General features: G+C 35.1%; 14 protein-coding genes and 2 pseudogenes. 14 read left to right on the forward strand and 2 right to left on the reverse strand.

Annotated features, from left to right (window positions below; translation table 11 throughout):
• Window positions 1–16: 16 nt before the first annotated feature.
• Both ABS916_RS06435 and ABS916_RS06440 read right to left on the reverse strand, forming a co-directional pair.
• Complete coding sequence (locus ABS916_RS06435; RefSeq protein ID WP_350451102.1) at window positions 17–1066, reverse strand: LCP family protein; 1050 nt, start codon at window positions 1064–1066, stop codon at window positions 17–19.
• Window positions 1067–1219: 153 nt separating this feature from the next.
• Window positions 1220–1858, reverse strand: coding sequence for a YigZ family protein (locus ABS916_RS06440; RefSeq protein ID WP_350451256.1), 639 nt, complete (start codon window positions 1856–1858; stop codon window positions 1220–1222).
• 194 nt (window positions 1859–2052) lie between these two features.
• On the opposite strand from ABS916_RS06440, the gene ABS916_RS06445 reads away from it, so the two are divergent.
• The 14 genes and pseudogenes from ABS916_RS06445 to ABS916_RS06505 all read left to right on the forward strand — a co-directional run bounded on the left by ABS916_RS06445 (window position 2053) and on the right by ABS916_RS06505 (window position 18143).
• Window positions 2053–2904, forward strand: a complete 852-nt coding sequence (locus tag ABS916_RS06445) for a DegV family protein (RefSeq protein WP_350451103.1) — start codon at window positions 2053–2055, stop codon at window positions 2902–2904.
• 130 nt (window positions 2905–3034) lie between these two features.
• Window positions 3035–4384: an ATP-dependent helicase ComFA gene (locus ABS916_RS06450; RefSeq protein WP_350451104.1), complete on the forward strand. Its 1350-nt coding sequence runs from the start codon at window positions 3035–3037 to the stop codon at window positions 4382–4384.
• A 110-nt stretch (window positions 4385–4494) separates the two neighbouring features.
• Window positions 4495–5067, forward strand: coding sequence for a ComF family protein (locus ABS916_RS06455; protein WP_350451105.1), 573 nt, complete (start codon window positions 4495–4497; stop codon window positions 5065–5067).
• Between the two features lie 136 nt (window positions 5068–5203).
• Window positions 5204–5746, forward strand: a complete 543-nt coding sequence (gene hpf / locus ABS916_RS06460) for a ribosome hibernation-promoting factor, HPF/YfiA family (protein ID WP_350451106.1) — start codon at window positions 5204–5206, stop codon at window positions 5744–5746.
• 289 nt (window positions 5747–6035) lie between these two features.
• A pseudogene (gene secA, locus ABS916_RS06465) lies at window positions 6036–8418 on the forward strand (preprotein translocase subunit SecA); the annotation flags it as partial.
• 65 nt (window positions 8419–8483) lie between these two features.
• Window positions 8484–8564 (forward strand): annotated as a pseudogene (locus ABS916_RS12885) (SEC-C metal-binding domain-containing protein); the annotation flags it as partial.
• A 109-nt stretch (window positions 8565–8673) separates the two neighbouring features.
• Window positions 8674–9787 (forward strand): peptide chain release factor 2 gene (gene prfB, locus ABS916_RS06470; RefSeq protein ID WP_350451108.1). Its coding sequence is split into 2 segments (ribosomal slippage): window positions 8674–8745 and window positions 8747–9787, totalling 1113 coding nucleotides; the frame shifts between segments, so codons are not numbered across the junction.
• A 368-nt stretch (window positions 9788–10155) separates the two neighbouring features.
• The gene (ftsE, locus tag ABS916_RS06475) at window positions 10156–10842 is read left to right on the forward strand and encodes a cell division ATP-binding protein FtsE (RefSeq protein WP_035021387.1); all 687 of its coding nucleotides are present in this window, start codon (window positions 10156–10158) and stop codon (window positions 10840–10842) included.
• On the forward strand, window positions 10832–11719 hold the full coding sequence (gene ftsX, locus ABS916_RS06480; protein ID WP_350451109.1) for a permease-like cell division protein FtsX: 888 nt from the start codon (window positions 10832–10834) through the stop codon (window positions 11717–11719). Before ftsE ends, ftsX begins: the two co-directional genes overlap by 11 nt.
• Window positions 11720–11773: 54 nt before the next feature.
• Window positions 11774–12982 (forward strand): C40 family peptidase, encoded by a 1209-nt coding sequence (locus tag ABS916_RS06485; protein ID WP_350451110.1) that lies wholly within the window; start codon window positions 11774–11776, stop codon window positions 12980–12982.
• 228 nt (window positions 12983–13210) lie between these two features.
• Window positions 13211–14389: a PDZ domain-containing protein gene (locus ABS916_RS06490; protein ID WP_350451111.1), complete on the forward strand. Its 1179-nt coding sequence runs from the start codon at window positions 13211–13213 to the stop codon at window positions 14387–14389.
• A 48-nt stretch (window positions 14390–14437) separates the two neighbouring features.
• Window positions 14438–15166, forward strand: coding sequence for a response regulator transcription factor (locus ABS916_RS06495; protein ID WP_350451112.1), 729 nt, complete (start codon window positions 14438–14440; stop codon window positions 15164–15166).
• The gene (gene pnpS / locus ABS916_RS06500; RefSeq protein WP_350451113.1) at window positions 15163–16938 is read left to right on the forward strand and encodes a two-component system histidine kinase PnpS; all 1776 of its coding nucleotides are present in this window, start codon (window positions 15163–15165) and stop codon (window positions 16936–16938) included. The genes ABS916_RS06495 and pnpS overlap by 4 nt, the downstream gene beginning before the upstream one ends.
• A 302-nt stretch (window positions 16939–17240) precedes the next feature.
• Window positions 17241–18143 (forward strand): substrate-binding domain-containing protein, encoded by a 903-nt coding sequence (locus ABS916_RS06505; protein ID WP_350451114.1) that lies wholly within the window; start codon window positions 17241–17243, stop codon window positions 18141–18143.
• Window positions 18144–18204 lie beyond the last annotated feature (61 nt).

Genomic DNA, 18204 nt, shown 5'->3' on the forward strand with positions numbered 1-18204 from the left:
TGTACCCGTTTTTGTTTTAATAAGCGTAATTTGTTATGCCGTTTGTTTCAAATTCATAATCGTCAGCATCCCGTTCATCCAAAGAATCTAATCCAAGTGCTACTCGGAAACGGTGACTGACAAAGTCAACACTATCTGGATAAAGTTCAACCATGCTGGCGCCATTCAACATGAAATCTGTCCACTCAAAAGTATAAGAGTTAAAGGCATAAGAGCCCTCTAGTCCTGTTTGAGCTATTCCCAACATTTCATTGAAAGTTAAATCAGTACGCATGTTTGAGCCAACTGCTTCAATAACGTCTGTATATTTTGATATAGAACCAACACTTAAAGCTTTTTCAACAATGGCTTGTATCAACAATTGCTGTCTTTCTCCACGCATAACGTCATTATCAATTTTTCTTGTGCGAGCCAATGCTAAAGCTTCTTCGCCGTTCAAAGTTTGGTAACCTTCTTCTAAAGTAATTTGATTCATCTTACCATCAGAATTTTGTTCTGAGAAAGTTATTGGAACATCCATTTCAATACCGCCTAAAGCATCTATGATTTTCAAAAAGGCATCAAAATCAAAGGTCACATAATAATGAATAGGAACATCTAACAATTCTTCAACAGTTTCAATTGTTGCTTGTTCTTCTCCCTTAGCATAAGCTGAATTGATTTTATCTTCACGCAAATATTCTCCTTGATACATAATTGGAGTATAAGTGTCTCTAGGGATACTGATCATGTTAACTTCATGGTTATTTGGATCAATAGTCAAATAGATTAGCGAATCGGTTCTTGCACTTCCAAGATCGCGTTCTTCGGTATCATCAATACCCATGATTAAAATAGAAGTGGTTTCTTTAATTGGATCGACTTCAACTTCTTTACTACGGTCTAGTTCATGATAAGAATCGTCAATCGTTTTTTGAGCCGTTGCGTAAAGCTTAGCTGCATAAACCGCAGCTCCCAAAATGATAATCATAATTGGAATCAAGATACAAAGAATGATTGTATTCTTTCTTTTTTTTCGTTTATTAATATATGACGCACTTCTACTAGTATTAGAATGTTTCTTCACACTCATTCTCCTTCAGAAAAAATCATTTACTTTTGAATTGATCAAGGTGGCGCTTGTTATCTAGACAGATATAACCTAAAATATCTTGTTTATTCTATCACGAATAAAAACAAGTAGAAAGAATATTCGGAAAAAGTAATCATTTCTTAACATTTAATTTACAATTCTTTTGTCACAATAAACATCTTCTCCTAGTTTAAATGTTACTTGACCATTGAGCCACTCAATAACGTTAGCTTGGAAATCAGTTAATTGTTCGTGATCAATGAGACATAAAAAAGAAACAACATCAGAATAAAGAATATCCTTAATAGCGTAGTTCGCTTCACGAAGAGAGTTTTCCAATTTTCCTGAGGCTGGATAAGCAACGACAATCGTTACTTGAGTGTGCAAACGTCTTTCAACAATTCCAATCGCATTCAGACCTTCGCTGACAGTTTTTCCATAAGCACGTATCAAACCTCCTGCACCAAGTTTAATACCTCCAAAGTAACGTGTGACAACAACCACAACATTTTTAAGATTTCTTTTCTTTAGAACTTCTAACATAGGAACCCCAGCTGTACCAGAGGGTTCTCCGTCATCGTAAGCACGTTGAACTTCATTATGATCGCCAATTAAGTAAGCTACACAATTATGGTTGGCTTTGCTATGTTCTTTTTTTATAGAATGAACAAACTCTTGAGCTTCTAGTTCATCCGATACCTGTTTTAAGTGACAAATAAAACGAGATTTTTGTATTTCTAATTCAAAATGTCCATCTTTTTCGATAGTATAGTAATGAGTTAACATAATTTGTCCTTTCATCAAACTAAATAAATGCCTTATACAAATAGTGTACCTTTAGTGTAAGGGCTGAACAAGAACAATAGAAAGGAATAATGAAAAGTGTGCTACTAAAGAAGGAGTTTTAACAAAAAATAAAGTATGCTATAATTTTAACTTGGCCACTAGACTGTGGATAAACTTAATAGTGAGGCGATAAATTGAAGATTGCAGTGGTAACAGATAGTACAGCTTATTTAACCGATGAACAGTGTGAAATGTATTCCATTTATAGATTGCCTTTATCGGTCATAATGGAAAAAGAAATTATTGAAGAAACGAAAATAAATCCTATTACATTTTTTGAAAAAGTTAAAGTGATGGAAGCTTTACCGACAAGTTCACAACCACCTATAGGCCAAGCATCAGTGTTATTTAATGAATTATTTAAAACGTATGATGCTGTGATAAGTATTCACTTATCGAGTGAACTGAGTGGAACTTATAATACAATAAAAAGTTTAGCTGCCATCTATGAAGATTTTAAGATTTACCCTTATGATTCCGGAATTAGTTGTTCAGCACAAGGTTACTTTGTGTTAGAAGCAGCAAGAATGGCTAAAGAAGGGTTTACCGTTGAAGAAATTTTTCAGACATTCGAAAAGATACAACAAACCTTGCAGGCGTATTTTGTAGTAGATGATTTGAATCATTTGGTTCGCGGAGGACGACTTTCTAATGGTTCAGCCATGATTGGTTCGTTATTGAAGATAAAACCTATTTTGCATTTTGAAGATAAAAAAATTACGGTTTTTGAAAAAATAAGAACGAAGAAAAAGGCTCTTAAAAGAATCGAACAATTATTAGGTGAAGATGTTGCAAAAGGTTATCCGATTGTTACAACGATTATCCATGCCAATGCTGAGCAGGAAGCCTTAGCGTGGATGGAAGATTTAAAGCAGCAATACCCAACCTTACGTTATGAAATTAGTTGTTTTGGTCCAGTTATTGGCACACACTTAGGTGAAGGTGCTTTAGGCATGACGTGGGCAGAAGATCAGACAAGCAAATAAAGCTATTATACTATTTTATAGAAATACAAATGAATGACATTCTAGAACGAATAGTTGAATAGGTAAAGGTTTGGGATAAAGAGAATCCCGAACCTTTTTTGCGTATAGTAAAAAAGAGGTGATGGAAAAGATGAACCATTTTTTGATGGGAAGAGAGTTATTATTAAGTGAATTAAATGAAGATTTTCTTAAAGAAGGTAACGGTATAACTTCAAATGGTTTTATAGAAGTAGGCCAACAACAAACTTGCCGGCGCTGTGGGTCTAATCAACTAAAAGATCGACAAGCAGCTCCTTGTACCTGTGGGAAAAATTGTTTTTATTGCATTCGCTGTCTTCAGATGGGGAAAATTAAACGATGTAGTACACTTTATCATGTTCCTGAAAAAAATCAGTTCATCTCAATAAAAGAACCTATTTTGACTTGGCAAGGCCAACTATCGCAACAGCAAGCACTCGCATCTAAAGAAATTGAAACAACTATAAAAACTGGCCAAACAAGGCTGATATGGGCTGTGGCTGGTGCTGGGAAAACCGAAATACTTTTTAAAGGAATAGAATGGGCAATCAGAAGTGGAAAAAGAGTCTGCATAGCTTCTCCGAGAACAGATGTGTGTCTAGAATTAGCCCCCCGTCTAAAAAGCGCTTTTCAACAGGTAGAACAAATTACTCTTTATGGAGAGATGGAAGGAGGTTACAACTACACTCAATTAGTTATTGCAACTACTCATCAGCTTATGCGATTTAGAGAAGCTTTTGATGTCTTAATCATCGATGAAATTGACGCTTTTCCGTTTGATACAGATAAAGCTTTACAATTTGCTGCACAGAAAGCTAAAAAAACTACCGGAACCATTATTTATTTATCTGCTACCCCAAACAAACAAATGAGACAAGATATTGCACAAAAAAAATTAACTGCTTCAGTTTTACCAGCGCGCTATCATGGGTTTGCGCTACCTGAACCTAAAGCTATTTGGGCAGGTGACTGGCGCAAATCAATTCTGAAACGGCACAAAAAAGCTGTGATCTTCAAAGAGATCCAGCGTTTGTTACAAGCAAACCGTCGATTCCTAGTATTTGTTCCTAATATTGAATTGATGCTCGAATTTTCATGTTGCCTTACAGAGTTTTTTCCAAACTCTTCATTTACAAGCGTTTCTTCGGAGGATGAGCAGCGCAAAGAAAAAGTACAGAAGATGCGTGATGAAAGCTATCAGTTCATGTTGACAACAACTATTTTGGAGCGAGGTGTTACTTTTCGAGATATTGATGTCCTTGTGTTAGGTGCTGAAGATCGAACGTTCACAGAAGCTGCATTGATTCAAATTGCCGGTCGTGTGGGCAGACATCGTGATTTTCCAACAGGAGAAGTACGATATCTCCATTACGGACAAACAAAAGCTCTGAAAAATGCTATCACCCAAATAAAAAAAATGAACAAATTAGCTCGTGAAAGGGGATTGTTGATAGGGAAATGAAGTGTCTATGGTGTGGAAAGACAACTAAAGAAAGCATACAATTAAGAGAATTGGTGTCTTTTATTAGAGTTGAACCAAAGGTTAGATGTGATTCTTGTTCGAGTAAATTAGTGTCGTTACAAAATGTTCCTGTTTGTCGAGGGTGCAGTCGGCACTGGGAAGAAGAAGAACTCTGTCCAGATTGTCAAAAATGGAAAGCTGAATATCCAAGCTATGCCTTCAAACATACAGCACTATATCAATACAATACGTTCATAAAAGAATGGATAGAGGCTTACAAATATACGGGGGATTATCGGCTAGGTGAATTATTCAAAAAAGAAATTCAATCCTTTCTTTTAAAACAAAAGAAACAAGTTGTGCCCATACCGATAAGCGATAAAAGCAAACAATTAAGAGGGTTTAACCAAGTAGAAGGTTTGCTGGATTTTGCCGGAGTAGCTTACACATCCGTTTTAATTCATTGTGGGACTGGAGAGAAACAATCAAGTAAAGATCGGAAAATGCGAATGCTCTCTCCCCAACCGTTTGTGGTTGACAAGAGTCTTAAAATGAATATAAAAGGAAAACACCTAATCCTAGTAGACGATATCTATACGACAGGTCGAACCTTTTTTCATGCCGCCGACTGTTTGATGAGAAATGGGGCACAAAGTATCGAAACATTTTCTGTTTCTCGCTAAAGTTAGCCAAATGTAATCGATTTTATTTGCAATCTTTGGGTGTTGATATATAATTAATTTAAGCATATCATCATTTGAGTGGTCCAATTGATGATGCTGATTCTGATACACAATCAGATGAAAGGGGAGAGTGTTTATGTTTAAATATAATGTCCGTGGCGAAAATATTGAGGTAACTGCAGCTATTCGTAGTTATGTTGAAAAAAAAGTTGGGAAAGTTGAAAAATATTTTAATGATGTACCTGAAGCAACAGCCCACGTTAATTTAAAAACGTATTCCGATAAAACTGCTAAAGTGGAGGTAACGATTCCTTTACCTTATTTAGTTCTACGTGCGGAAGAAACCTCGCCTGATTTATATGGAAGTGTTGATTTGGTAACAGATAAACTTGAACGCCAAATGAGAAAATATAAAACTAAAGTTAACCGCAGATCTCGCGGATCCAACGTTGTTGTTCCACCTGTTTTACCAGGGGAAGAGGAAGAATTAATGGAAGATGAAGTGAATATCGTTAGAACGAAACGTTTATCATTGAAACCAATGGATAGTGAAGAAGCGGTGTTACAAATGGATATGTTAGGACATAATTTCTTCATTTTTGAAGATGCAGATACAAATGGTACAAGTATCGTATACCGTCGTAAAGATGGAAAATATGGATTAATTGAAACCGAATAACTTGAAGTACTGAAAATGAAAAAACTTCAAGGCAAGAGAAACTTCTTTCTTGCCTTGAAGTTTTTTGGATTTTCTTTTTTGCTGAAAGGCATCTAGATAAGGAATGCTTAATGTAGATAAAAAGGTTTCAATTGTGAATCAGTAATGATAGAATTAATAAGAATATTGACTATTGTCATAAAACTCGAAAGTTCTAACGTCAAGCTGAAGTCAACTTGTCTACTAACAAAATGAAATTTAACTTAAACTAAATAGAAATATAGATGAAGATAATAGGGGAGAAAGATTAATGGCTAATTTTTTACGTAACTTAATTGAGAACGATAAAAAAGAATTAAAAAGCTTAAGCAAAATTGCTAAGCAAGTTGAAGAACTTGCGGATGAAATGGCTAATTTGTCTGATGATGAATTAAAAGCAAAAACACCTGCATTTAGGAAAAGATACCAAGAGGGTGAAACGTTAGATGCTTTACTGCCTGAGGCTTTTGCGGTTGTTAGAGAAGCGGCTAAACGTGTACTAGGATTGTATCCCTACCACGTACAATTAATGGGTGGGGTCACATTGCATCGTGGAAACATTCCTGAGATGAAAACTGGTGAAGGTAAAACGTTAACAGCAACAATGCCTGTTTATTTAAATGCGTTAACAGGAGAAGGTGTGCACGTTGTAACCGTAAATGAATATTTATCTAGTCGTGACGCTACTGAAATGGGAGAGTTGTATGAATGGTTAGGCTTAACAGTAGGCTTAAACTTAAATTCAAAATCTTCAGAAGAAAAACGTGAAGCTTATCTAGCGGATGTTATGTACAGTACGAATAACGAATTAGGATTTGATTACCTTAGAGATAATATGGTTGTTTACAAAGAACAGATGGTTCAAAGGCCATTGAATTATGCGATTGTCGATGAAGTCGATTCTATTTTAATTGATGAAGCTAGAACACCATTGATCATTTCAGGTCAAGCAGCGAAATCGACAGCTCTATACAATCGAACAGATTTCTTTGTTAAAGGATTGAAAGAGGAAGAAGACTTCACAATTGACATTCCTTCTAAGACGATTGCTTTAACAGAAACTGGAATTGAGAAAGCTGAAAAAACGTTTAGAATAGATAATTTGTATGATGTGGAAAACCAGGCGTTGACACACCATATTGATCAAGCTTTGAGAGCTAACTTTATTATGCATCATGACGTAGATTATGTTATCCAAGACGGTAAAGTAATGATCGTAGACCAGTTTACTGGTCGTATTATGGAAGGTCGTCGCTATTCTGACGGCTTGCACCAAGCTATTGAAGCCAAAGAAAATGTAGAAATACAAAATGAATCAAAAACAATGGCGAATATAACGTTCCAAAACTACTTCCGTATGTATAGAAAATTAGCAGGTATGACAGGTACAGCTAAAACAGAAGAAGAAGAGTTTCGTGAAATTTACAACATTCACGTAGTATCTATACCAACAAATAAACCATTGATTCGTGATGATAAACCAGATTTACTTTACCCAACATTGGAAAGCAAATACCATGCTGTAGTTGAAGAAATTAAAGAACGACATGCTAATGGACAGCCAGTATTGGTAGGTACGGTAGCGGTTGAAACTTCTGAACTAATAGCTGGTTATTTAAGAAAAAATAATATTCCTCATCAAGTTTTGAATGCTAAAAATCACTTTAAAGAAGCTGAAATCATTACAAATGCTGGTCAAAAAGGCGCAGTCACCATTGCGACCAACATGGCTGGACGTGGGACAGATATTAAATTAGGTGCAGGCGTTCGTGAAGTAGGTGGACTATGTGTTATTGGTACAGAACGACACGAATCACGTCGTATTGATAATCAATTGCGTGGACGTTCTGGACGACAAGGAGATCCTGGTGTTACTCAATTTTATCTTTCATTAGAAGACGAATTAATGAAGAGGTTTGGTTCGGAACGTATCCAAGCTGTTCTTGAACGCCTTAAAGTGAGTGAAGAAGATGCTGTAATCCAAAGTAAAATGATTTCACGTCAAGTTGAATCTGCTCAAAAACGTGTGGAAGGAAACAACTATGATACACGTAAAAATGTTTTGCAGTATGATGATGTTATGCGTGAACAACGCGAAATTATGTACAATCAACGACTTGAAGTGATCATGGCTGAAGATTCATTGAAACATGTCACTGTTCCAATGATCCAACGCACAATAGCACGCATTGTACAAATCAATACCCAAGGACCAAAAGAAGAATGGAAATTACAAACTATTCTTGATTTTGCACAGGCTTCGCTGGTTCACCCAGACGACATTTCAATGAGTGATTTAGAAGGTAAAACAGTTGAAGAAATTGAAACAGTCTTACTGGAAGCTGCAAAATCAATCTATGCTGAAAAAGAGAAACAATTAAATGGTAAAGAACAAGTTCTAGAATTTGAAAAAGTTGTGATCTTACGTGTAGTGGATAGCAAATGGACAGAGCACATTGATACAATGGAACAACTGCGCCAAGGTATTGGTTTGCGTGCATATGGTCAAAGCAATCCCTTAGTTGAGTATCAAGCAGAAGGATTCAAATTGTTTGAAGAAATGATTGGTTCTATTGATTACGAAGTGACTCGTCTATTAATGAAATCACAAATTCGTCAAAACTTGCAAAGAGAACAAGTTGCCAAAGGAACAACGGCACGTTCAACAGGTGACGGACAAGTTGTTAAAGAAGCTCAAAAAAAACCAATGAAAATAGACAGTTCAAAAGTAGGACGTAATGATCCTTGTCCATGCGGAAGCGGTAAAAAATATAAAAATTGTCATGGAAAATTGGATTAAACACGCCATTAATGGTTCATTCAATTGCCACATCAACTAAAAAATATAATATAGGAAAGAACACGATTTGTAAGATGAGTCGTGTTCTTTCTAAATTGGAGTGAAGAAAATGGAATTAAGTGATATTAGAAATAATTTAGAAACTGCGGATAAAAAAATAAACGGTTTTGGGAGGTCTCTTTGACTTAGAAACATTAGAAAGAGACATTGCTGAATACAATGATAGGATGACAGAACCAACATTTTGGGATGACGCTCAAAAAGCTCAAGCGATTATCAATGAAGCAAATGAATTGAAAGAAAAATACAATCAATATAAAGACCTTTTAACTGAAAAAGAGGAATTAGACCTACTACTAGAGATGGTAAAAGAAGAAAATGATGAAGAACTAGTAAAAGAATTGGATAGTAAAATCAATCCCTTCCTAGATAAACTAGATCAATATGAGCTGGATTTACTATTGAGTGATCCATATGATAAGAATAATGCGATTATTGAACTACATCCAGGAGCAGGTGGAACTGAATCACAAGATTGGGGCAATATGCTGCTTAGAATGTACACACGCTGGGCTGAAAAAAAAGGATTTAAGATTGAGACGCTAGATTACCAAGCAGGTGATGAGGCTGGAATTAAAAGTGTAACATTGCTTATTAAAGGAATGAATGCTTATGGTTATTTGAAAGCTGAAAAAGGCGTTCATCGTTTAGTCCGAATTTCCCCATTTGATTCTGCAGGGCGCAGACATACCTCATTTGTTTCAATTGATGTTGTGCCAGAGCTAGATGACAGTGTGGATATAAAAATCAATTCGGATGATTTAAAAGTGGATACCTATCGGGCAAGTGGAGCAGGTGGACAGCACATTAATACAACAGATTCAGCTGTTCGAATCACTCATATGCCAACTGGAGTTGTAGTGGCTAGTCAAGCACAACGTTCACAATTAAAAAATAGAGAACAAGCAATGAGTATGTTAAAAGCAAAATTATACCAACTTGAAGTAGAAGAACATGAAAAAGAGATGGCCGCTATTAGGGGTGAACAATTAGAAATTGGTTGGGGCTCACAAATTAGATCTTATGTCTTCCATCCCTATTCAATGGTGAAAGATCATCGTACAAATTATGAAACAGGCAATGTCAGTCAGGTTATGGACGGTGGAATTGATCCATTTATACAGACTTATCTGAGAAGTAAAATCTCAACAACTGAAGAATAATGAAGAAAAGTCAAAATTCCGACAAATTTAGCCAAGTTGTCAGAATTTTGGTTTTTTTGTTTGTAATAAAAGAAATCTATTGAATCCCAAAATAAGAGCTGAATAAAAGGCTAAGTGGTAGATTTCATCCTTAATAAAGCGGATTTTATAATTTTTTTTAAAAAAAAGGCTGAAAATCGTTCAACACATGCAAATAAGACAGTAACGTTACAAAAAGAATACAGAATGAAATAAATTTGTAAAGTAAATACAACTGACAGAATTTTTTATAATGCTATAATGATTAAGCATTGAGGCAAAATACCCATGGCGGTAGAATAAACACCTGAATTGTGTGTTAGAAACTAAAAAAGTTAGGTGATAAAAAAATGATTGAAATGCAAAACGTCTACAAGAAGTATCCTAACGGGATTACAGCAATTAATGGTTTATCTGTTCGTATAGAGCCAGGTGAATTTGTATATGTTGTCGGACCTAGTGGAGCTGGTAAATCAACTTTTATAAAAATGATTTATCGTGAAGAAAAAGCAACTAAAGGAACAATTAAAGTCGGAGATTTTGATTTAATGACGATTAAAGAAAAAAACATTCCTTTTTTAAGACGTTATGTTGGAGTTGTTTTTCAAGATTTTAAATTACTTCCAAAGTTAACAGTTTATGAAAACATTGCCTATGCAATGGAAGTTGTCGAAAAAAATCCTAAAGCTATTCAAAAAAGAGTATTAGAAGTTCTCGAACTAGTCGGTTTAAAACACAAGGTGCGTATGTTTCCTAATGAATTATCGGGTGGAGAGCAACAGCGAATTGCCATCGCAAGAGCCATTGCAAATACTCCTCATATCTTAATTGCAGATGAGCCAACAGGGAACCTTGATCCAGATACATCATGGGAAATCATGAAAATTTTGGAAGAAATCAGCAATCAAGGAACAACCGTGATTATGGCAACTCATAATAGTCAAATCGTTAACGTTGTTAAACACCGTGTACTTGCGGTTGAGAATGGACGTATTGTCCGAGATCAATTGGAAGGAGATTACGGTTATGAAGCCTAGAACAGCAAAAAGACATGTTATTGATAGTTTTAAAAGTTTGAAAAGAAATGGTTGGATGTCACTTGCAGCTATTAGTGCTGTAACAGTAACTCTACTATTAGTTGGATCATTTATTGCTATGTTGATGAACGTAAACAAGCTAGCTACTGATATTGAAAATGATGTAAGTGTTAGAGTGTATATTGATTTAGCCGCAAATGAAGAACAACAAAAACAATTACAATCAGAATTAGAAACGCTTGATAATGTGGAGTCGGTTGAATTTTCAAGTCGTGAAGATGAATTAGAGCAAGTAGTCGGCAGTTATGGTGATGAATTTAATTTATTTGATGGAGACGATAATCCTTTATATGATGTATATATTGTGAATACAGATGCTCCAGAAAATACAGCACCTGTTGCAAAACAGATTGAAGAGTTAGATTATGTCACTCAAGTCAATTATGGTGGAGCAACTGCAGATAACTTATTTAAAACGATGAATACGGTTCGTAATGTTGGAGCGGTGGTCATTGTAGCTTTGATCCTGACAGCTGTATTTTTAATTTCAAATACGATTCGAATTACGATTTTTTCACGCCGTACTGAGATTGAAATTATGAAATTAGTCGGTGCAACAAATTGGTATATCAGATGGCCTTTCTTAATAGAAGGAGCTTTAATAGGACTGATTGGTGCAATCATACCAGTAACGATTTTGAGTTTTGTATACATTGCATCATTTGATGTATTAACAGATTTCTTAGCTGGTACGTACTTTGCACTTCTAACACCAAATCCATTCTTATACCAAGTTGGCGGATTAATGTTGGCAATTGGAATTATTATCGGTGCAATCGGATCATTCATGTCAATTAGAAAATTCTTGAAAGTATAATTATTTTAACTAAAGACAAAAACTAAACTATTTGGGAAAACGGGGGATACAAAATTGAATAAAAAGTTCATTAATATAGCATTAGTTGCAGCATTGGGTTTTTCAACCTATGTTGCACCTATGACAGCATTTGCAAGTACAGATGAGGATATCCAAACATCTACAGAAAAATTGGTTGATCTTGAAAAGAAAGAAGCTTCAGCAGAATCTCAATTAGCAACCATTACAGCAACCATCACTGATAACGAAAATAATGCGGAATCATTGATGGCTGAAATGAAAGAAACACAAACAAGTTTAAAAGAATTGGAAACGGAAGTTTCTGATTTGACTACTGCTATTGAGCAACGCGAAGCTAAATTACAAGATCAAGTACGCTCTGTACAAGTTGATGGAGATAATCAAAATTATGTGGATTTTGTACTAAATGCTGACTCAATTGCTGATATTATTGGACGCGCTGATGTCGTTTCCCAAATTGTATCTGCAAATCAAGATTTAGTAAAAGCTCAAGCAACTGATAAAGAAGCTGTAGCTTCAAAACAAAAAGAGACTGAAAAAAAAGCTGAAGAGCAAACTTTATTGGCTGCAAAATTAGAGGCTTCTAAGACTGATTTGGAACAACAAAAATTAGAAAAAGAAGCAGTTGTTGCATCTATTGCTGCTGAAAAATCTATTGTTACAAATGAAAAAGAAAAATTTCTAGCTGTTAAAGCAGCAGCTGAAAAAGGTGCAGAAGAACTAGCACTTGTTAAAACAACGTCTTCTGTTAAAAATACTAATTCAGAAACAGTTGAACTAGTAAGTTCTGAAAGCAAAGCAAATGAAGCTTCAGAATTAACAGCTAAACCAGTTGAAACAAAAAAAGCAGCTTCAACAACCGCTGCAACTTCTTCAAATGGTTCATGGGCAACAATCAAAAATGCAGCCTATGGGGTTCTTGGAACACCGTATCTTTATGGTGGAACAACTACCAGCGGTTTTGACTGTTCTGGTTTTACTAGCTATGCATTTGCAGCAGCTGGTATCAATCTTCCACGTACAGCAGGTGCTCAATATGCAGCTTCAACAAAGATTTCGCAATCTGAAGCACAACCTGGTGATTTAGTATTCTTTAACCAAACAGGAAGTATTGATCATGTAGCTATCTATCTTGGAAACAATCAATTCATTGGTTCACAATCTTCAAAAGGTGTTTCAGTTGCAACGATTAGTCAAGCTTATTGGGCTCAATACCTAGTTGGTTTTGGCCGTATAAACTAATCACTTAATAAAATACAGAATTTTATTCTGACCGTTTCCCAAAAACGTTTTAAACCAATCGCTAACATCGTGTTAGTGATTGGTTTTTTTTTAGATAAAAAAAGAAATATAGGGTATAAACTGCTTTTTATTGTAAAAATCATGTAAACTATATTTAGAAATAGATAAATTCATGATTATATTGATTTAGTTTGATAAAATAGAAAAGAAGAGAAGGAGTAGATGCAAATGGCAGCAAATTTTTTAATTGCGCTAGTGCTGTTTTTTATCCAACCTACATTTTTAGTGGGTTTAGTTTTTGCAATTTGGACAAGTCACCGTCGGATCAACCATGAAAGAAGTAATCATCGTGTAGCTGTTTATAATACATTGTACGAAATTAAAAATTATTTACTTTTAGGGCTTCTTTCTGGGTTGATTGGTTCAATACTTTTAACCGTTGTTGGTATTCCAGTTACAATGGACTGGATTATTGTGTATCAAATTGTAACAATTCTGAGCTTGGTTGTTGGTTATCGATTTGTTCATCCGATATTTACAGTTTCAATAAGTTCATTAATTCTTTTAGGACTACCATTAGTTTTAGACAGTCTTGATTTTTCTTTTATACCGAATAACTGGTACCAGCCTTTAAGTCAAAGCGAATTTATTGGTATGCCATTATTTATGAATAGCTTTATTATTCTTATTCTTTTATTAGGGGCTTCTATTGTTACCATTAAAAGAAAAGCGAATACTCATTTATCTGCCCGCTTTTTAAAAACAAAACGCGGAAAACGGATTGCGAAATATCCGATAAAACCTTTTTGGGTCATGCCATTGTTATTAGTTGTTCCAGGTGAAGGTTTTCAAGCATTCTTTAGCTGGTGGCCAGTCTTTTCAATCGGAAACGAATTGTATTCTTTCTTTTGGTTGCCGATTTTAATTGGTTTTCAATTCACTATCCAATCTCAAGTGCCAAAAGCTGCTGTTTCCAAGTTAGTTAATGATTTAGTAGTCATAACAGGAGTGGCAGTAATGATTGCCATAGCTTCCATTTGGATTCCTTATGCTCCAATTTTTGGATTTGTGTTCTTGATTATTGGTGGAGGGATTGTATTATATCGTCATCGTAAACGAGAAAAAAATTGGAGTGTCCTTTTTGGACCAGCTGAAAATGGGATAAAAATTATTGGTATTCGTCCAGATACGCCAGCGGAAAAAATGAATTTAGTCGTTGGAGACACAATTGTTTATTGCAACAATTTGCCTATTGAAACTGAATCTGACTTTTATCAAGCATTATCAAAGAACAGTGTCTATTGTCATTTGAAAGTTAGAGGTGTAGATGGTGAACTTCGTTTAACTGAAACAGCTATTTATGCAGACTCTCCTCATGAAATTGGCGTAGTGATCTTAGAAAAGTAGGTTAAAGCACGAGGGGAAAATTAAAAATATCAATATAGGCGGGATAAAATGAAAAAAGTATTAATTGTCGATGATGAACAATCTATTTTAACATTGTTAGCTTTTAATCTGGAAAAAGAGGGTTATCAAGTAGATACAGCTTTGGATGGTTTAGAAGGATACGAAATGGCTGTAGCTCACCCGTATGATTTTATTATTTTAGATTTAATGCTTCCGTCAATGGGCGGAATGGATATCTGCAAAAAATTGCGACAAGAAAAAATTGAAGCGCCAATTATGATGCTAACAGCTAAAGATGATGAACTTGAAAAAATTATCGGTCTTGAATTAGGTGCAGATGATTATATGACCAAACCATTTAGTCCGCGTGAAGTACTTGCAAGAATGAAAGCTATTATGAGACGAATGAGCAGTAAGAGCAATGTGGAAGAAGCTTTAAAAGAAGCTAATAATACAGCAGAACAGGATGAATTGATTAAAGTAGGAGATATCCAAATAGATCCTAGCCAGTATGAAGTGATTGTAAGAGGAGAAAAGATAGATGTTACTCCTAAAGAATTTGAATTACTGATGTATATGATCAAACGAATCAATCGGATTCTCAGCAGAGAACAATTGTTGGATGCAATATGGAACTTTGATTATGCAGGTGAAACCCGAATTGTTGATGTTCACATTAGTCACTTAAGAGAAAAAATAGAAGTAGACACAAAAAATCCTGCTTATATTCGAACAGTAAGAGGTTTTGGCTATAAATTTGAGGCTCCAAAAAAATGAGGAAACTTCAATTTCGAATCTTAGCTATATTCATTGCGATATTCACTATTTTTAGTTTATCTATTGGTCTTTTCTCGATTAATTTACTACAAGATTATGCTAGTAACAGTCAAGAAGAAGAGTTAATCAAACAAGCTAAAACAATAGCAAGCTTACTTCCTATGAATGCTGATGATCCAACAAATTTGGAAGCTGCAACAAATGAGGCAACAGCACTTGAGAAGCAGTCAGATGAAAGATTAACGATCATTGATCTTTCTGGTGTTGTCGTCTTTGATTCAGCAACAAATAAAGAAACGTTGGAAAATCATAGTAATCGTGAGGAATTTAAAGCGGTGTTAGCTGGAGATGAAGTAGGTGTTTCAGCCAGGAATAGTGAAAGTACCAATGAAACGTTGTATTATGTTGCAGTACCTTTGCTGAGCGAACAGAATGAATTAGTAGGGGTCTTGCGTTTATCTAGACCAGTAGCTGAAATCAATCAAATTAGTGAACAAATAAAAAATTCTCTGTTGCTGTTTAGTTTATTAGCTCTTATTTTAACGACCTTGATTACACTAATTATAACAAAACGTATAGCAAAACCCATTAATGATATTATGACTGTTGCTAAAAGTCTTTCAGATAAACAGTATGAAGTCAGATATAATGGGAATGCATATGGTGAGGTGGCCGATTTAGGGCAAACGATAAATGAACTAGCAACAAGTTTAGAAGAACAAACACAAGAAATCGAGCAAAATGACAAAAGACTTTATGAATTGATCAATCATTTGGTTATTGGTGTGATGCTGATAGATGAACATCGAACCATAAAAATGGTGAATCCTGCTATGAGTGTTATTCTAGGGGAAGATGTCACTAAACTTGTTGGAAATTCTTATGTTGAAGCAACGAAAAGCTATGGATTAAGCCACTTGATTGAAATAGCTTATCAGCAAAATGAAAAACAAAATGATGAAATTTACTTTTACTATCCCAAAGATAAAATTGTTGACGCAAATATTGTTCCAATTGACGGGAAAGAACCAGGAGAGCAAAATTTAATTGTTTTATTGTATGACATTACAGAAATTAGAAGGCTTGAAAAAGTCCGGACAGATTTTGTAACCAATGCTTCACATGAATTAAAGACTCCTGTTACAGCCCTTAAAGGTTTCTCAGAAACATTGTTGGACGGAGCAATGGAAGACAAAGAAGTATTGAAACAATTTTTAGAAATTATGCTGGCTGAAAGTAGTCGTTTAGATTTTTTAGTAAACGATATTCTAGAGTTGTCGAAACTGGAACAAAAACAAGTTCCTATGAACATGCAAGAAGTCAATCTTACCGAAGCAGTCTTATCTACCTTTCAACTCGTGAAACAAACAGCAGATGAAAAAGAGATGAAACTAAACTTAGTTGAAGAAGACACTTTATTTATTACAGTAGACAGTAGTCGATTAAAGCAAATATTGGCTAATCTCATTAATAATGCAGTTGTTTATACTCAAGAGAGCGGAGAAGTAACGGTTACTATAAGAAAAGAAAAGAATCAAGCGGTTATCTTGGTTTCAGATAATGGAATAGGAATACCTGAAGATGAACAAGATCGAATCTTTGAACGCTTTTATCGAGTGGATAAAGCTCGTAGTCGTAATTCTGGCGGAACAGGACTAGGATTATCGATCGTGAAGTATTTAGTGGAGAACTTGAATGGATCGATTACTGTTAAAAGCAAACTTGGGTTAGGAACAACATTCATTGTGAGACTGCCTATCCAACCAAAATAACTAGTTACATGCAATGGACAATGCATCATTAAATTAAATGGTAGTAAAAAAAGCCTTGAGTAAATCTCGAGGCTTTTTTACTTGTTTAACAAATGTTTGAACGAATTTCAACAACCACTAATAAAAGTAGAGACCTTATATCGATAGGCAGAGAAAGCGAACTTTACACAAAGTTAATACTCTTTACAATAATCTACAAAAACATTACATAAAGCGAGATTAAAATTAATATTCATTCGTTAAGATATGTATGTGGACGAGGGGTATGGATGTCCAACACTAATACTAAAAGGATGGGTAAAATGACTATTACAAAACTATCAAAAATAACTTTAACTTTAGGCCTAGGCTTAACATTAGCAGCTTGTGGAGCAGAATCAGATTCTGCAGGTTCATCAGAAAACACGGAAGAATTTGACACAACTCAGACAATCAATGTTATTTCACGTGAAGATGGTTCTGGTACTCGTGGAGCATTTACTGAAATCACAGGTGTACTAGTTGAAGATGGCGATACTGAAACAGATAACACGTATTCTGGAGCGACTATTCAAAATAGTACGAGTGGTGTTATGACAACAGTAGCTGGAGACCCAGCATCAATCGGGTACATCTCTTTAGGGTCATTAGATGACAGTATTAAAGGTGTGAACATTGAAGGCGTAGAAGCAACTCCTGAAACCGTACAAGATGGTTCATATGCTATTTCTCGTCCATTCAATATTGCTTACAATGGAGAATTAAGTGAAGTTGCTCAAGATTTCTGGACATACATTATGAGTGCTGAAGGACAAGAAATTGTTGTAGGTGAAGGATACGTTGAAGCAGTAACAGATGCGCCAGCATATGAAGCAGCTGAAGATATGACTGGAAATATCAGTATTGTTGGTTCAACTTCAGTAACACCAGTAATGGAAGTTCTAGTTGAAGAATATACAGCTCTTAACCCAGAAGTTACAATCGATGTTACATCAAACGGTTCTTCTGCTGGTATGACTGCTGCAATGGACGGGTCGGCTGATATTGGAATGGCTTCTCGCGAATTAAAAGATGAAGAATTAGAAGTTCTAACAGCTGAACCACTTGCTATTGATGGTATCGCTGTAATTGTTAACAATGAAAATTCTGTGGAAGATTTAACAATGGAACAAGTAAAACAGATCTTTACAGGCGAAGTAACAACTTGGGATGAAATTGCTAAATAATAACTAGGTAAAACATAAAAATAACCAGAGAGATTCTGGTTATTTTTATGAAGTGAGTTTC

It is taken from the genome of Carnobacterium sp., assembly GCF_040274945.1.
GTDB lineage: Bacteria > Bacillota > Bacilli > Lactobacillales > Carnobacteriaceae > Carnobacterium_B.

Excerpts from the sequence above, each read along its gene's own strand:
- ABS916_RS06440 (WP_350451256.1), bottom strand. The coding sequence starts at position 1,858 with ATGTTAACTCATTACTATACTATCGAAAAAGATGGACATTTTGAATTA.
- ABS916_RS06450 (WP_350451104.1), top strand. The coding sequence starts at position 3,035 with ATGAACCATTTTTTGATGGGAAGAGAGTTATTATTAAGTGAATTAAAT.
- hpf (WP_350451106.1), top strand. The coding sequence starts at position 5,204 with ATGTTTAAATATAATGTCCGTGGCGAAAATATTGAGGTAACTGCAGCT.
- ftsE (WP_035021387.1), top strand. The coding sequence starts at position 10,156 with ATGATTGAAATGCAAAACGTCTACAAGAAGTATCCTAACGGGATTACA.
- ftsX (WP_350451109.1), top strand. The coding sequence starts at position 10,832 with ATGAAGCCTAGAACAGCAAAAAGACATGTTATTGATAGTTTTAAAAGT.
- ABS916_RS06490 (WP_350451111.1), top strand. The coding sequence starts at position 13,211 with ATGGCAGCAAATTTTTTAATTGCGCTAGTGCTGTTTTTTATCCAACCT.
- ABS916_RS06495 (WP_350451112.1), top strand. The coding sequence starts at position 14,438 with ATGAAAAAAGTATTAATTGTCGATGATGAACAATCTATTTTAACATTG.
- pnpS (WP_350451113.1), top strand. The coding sequence starts at position 15,163 with ATGAGGAAACTTCAATTTCGAATCTTAGCTATATTCATTGCGATATTC.
- ABS916_RS06505 (WP_350451114.1), top strand. The coding sequence starts at position 17,241 with ATGACTATTACAAAACTATCAAAAATAACTTTAACTTTAGGCCTAGGC.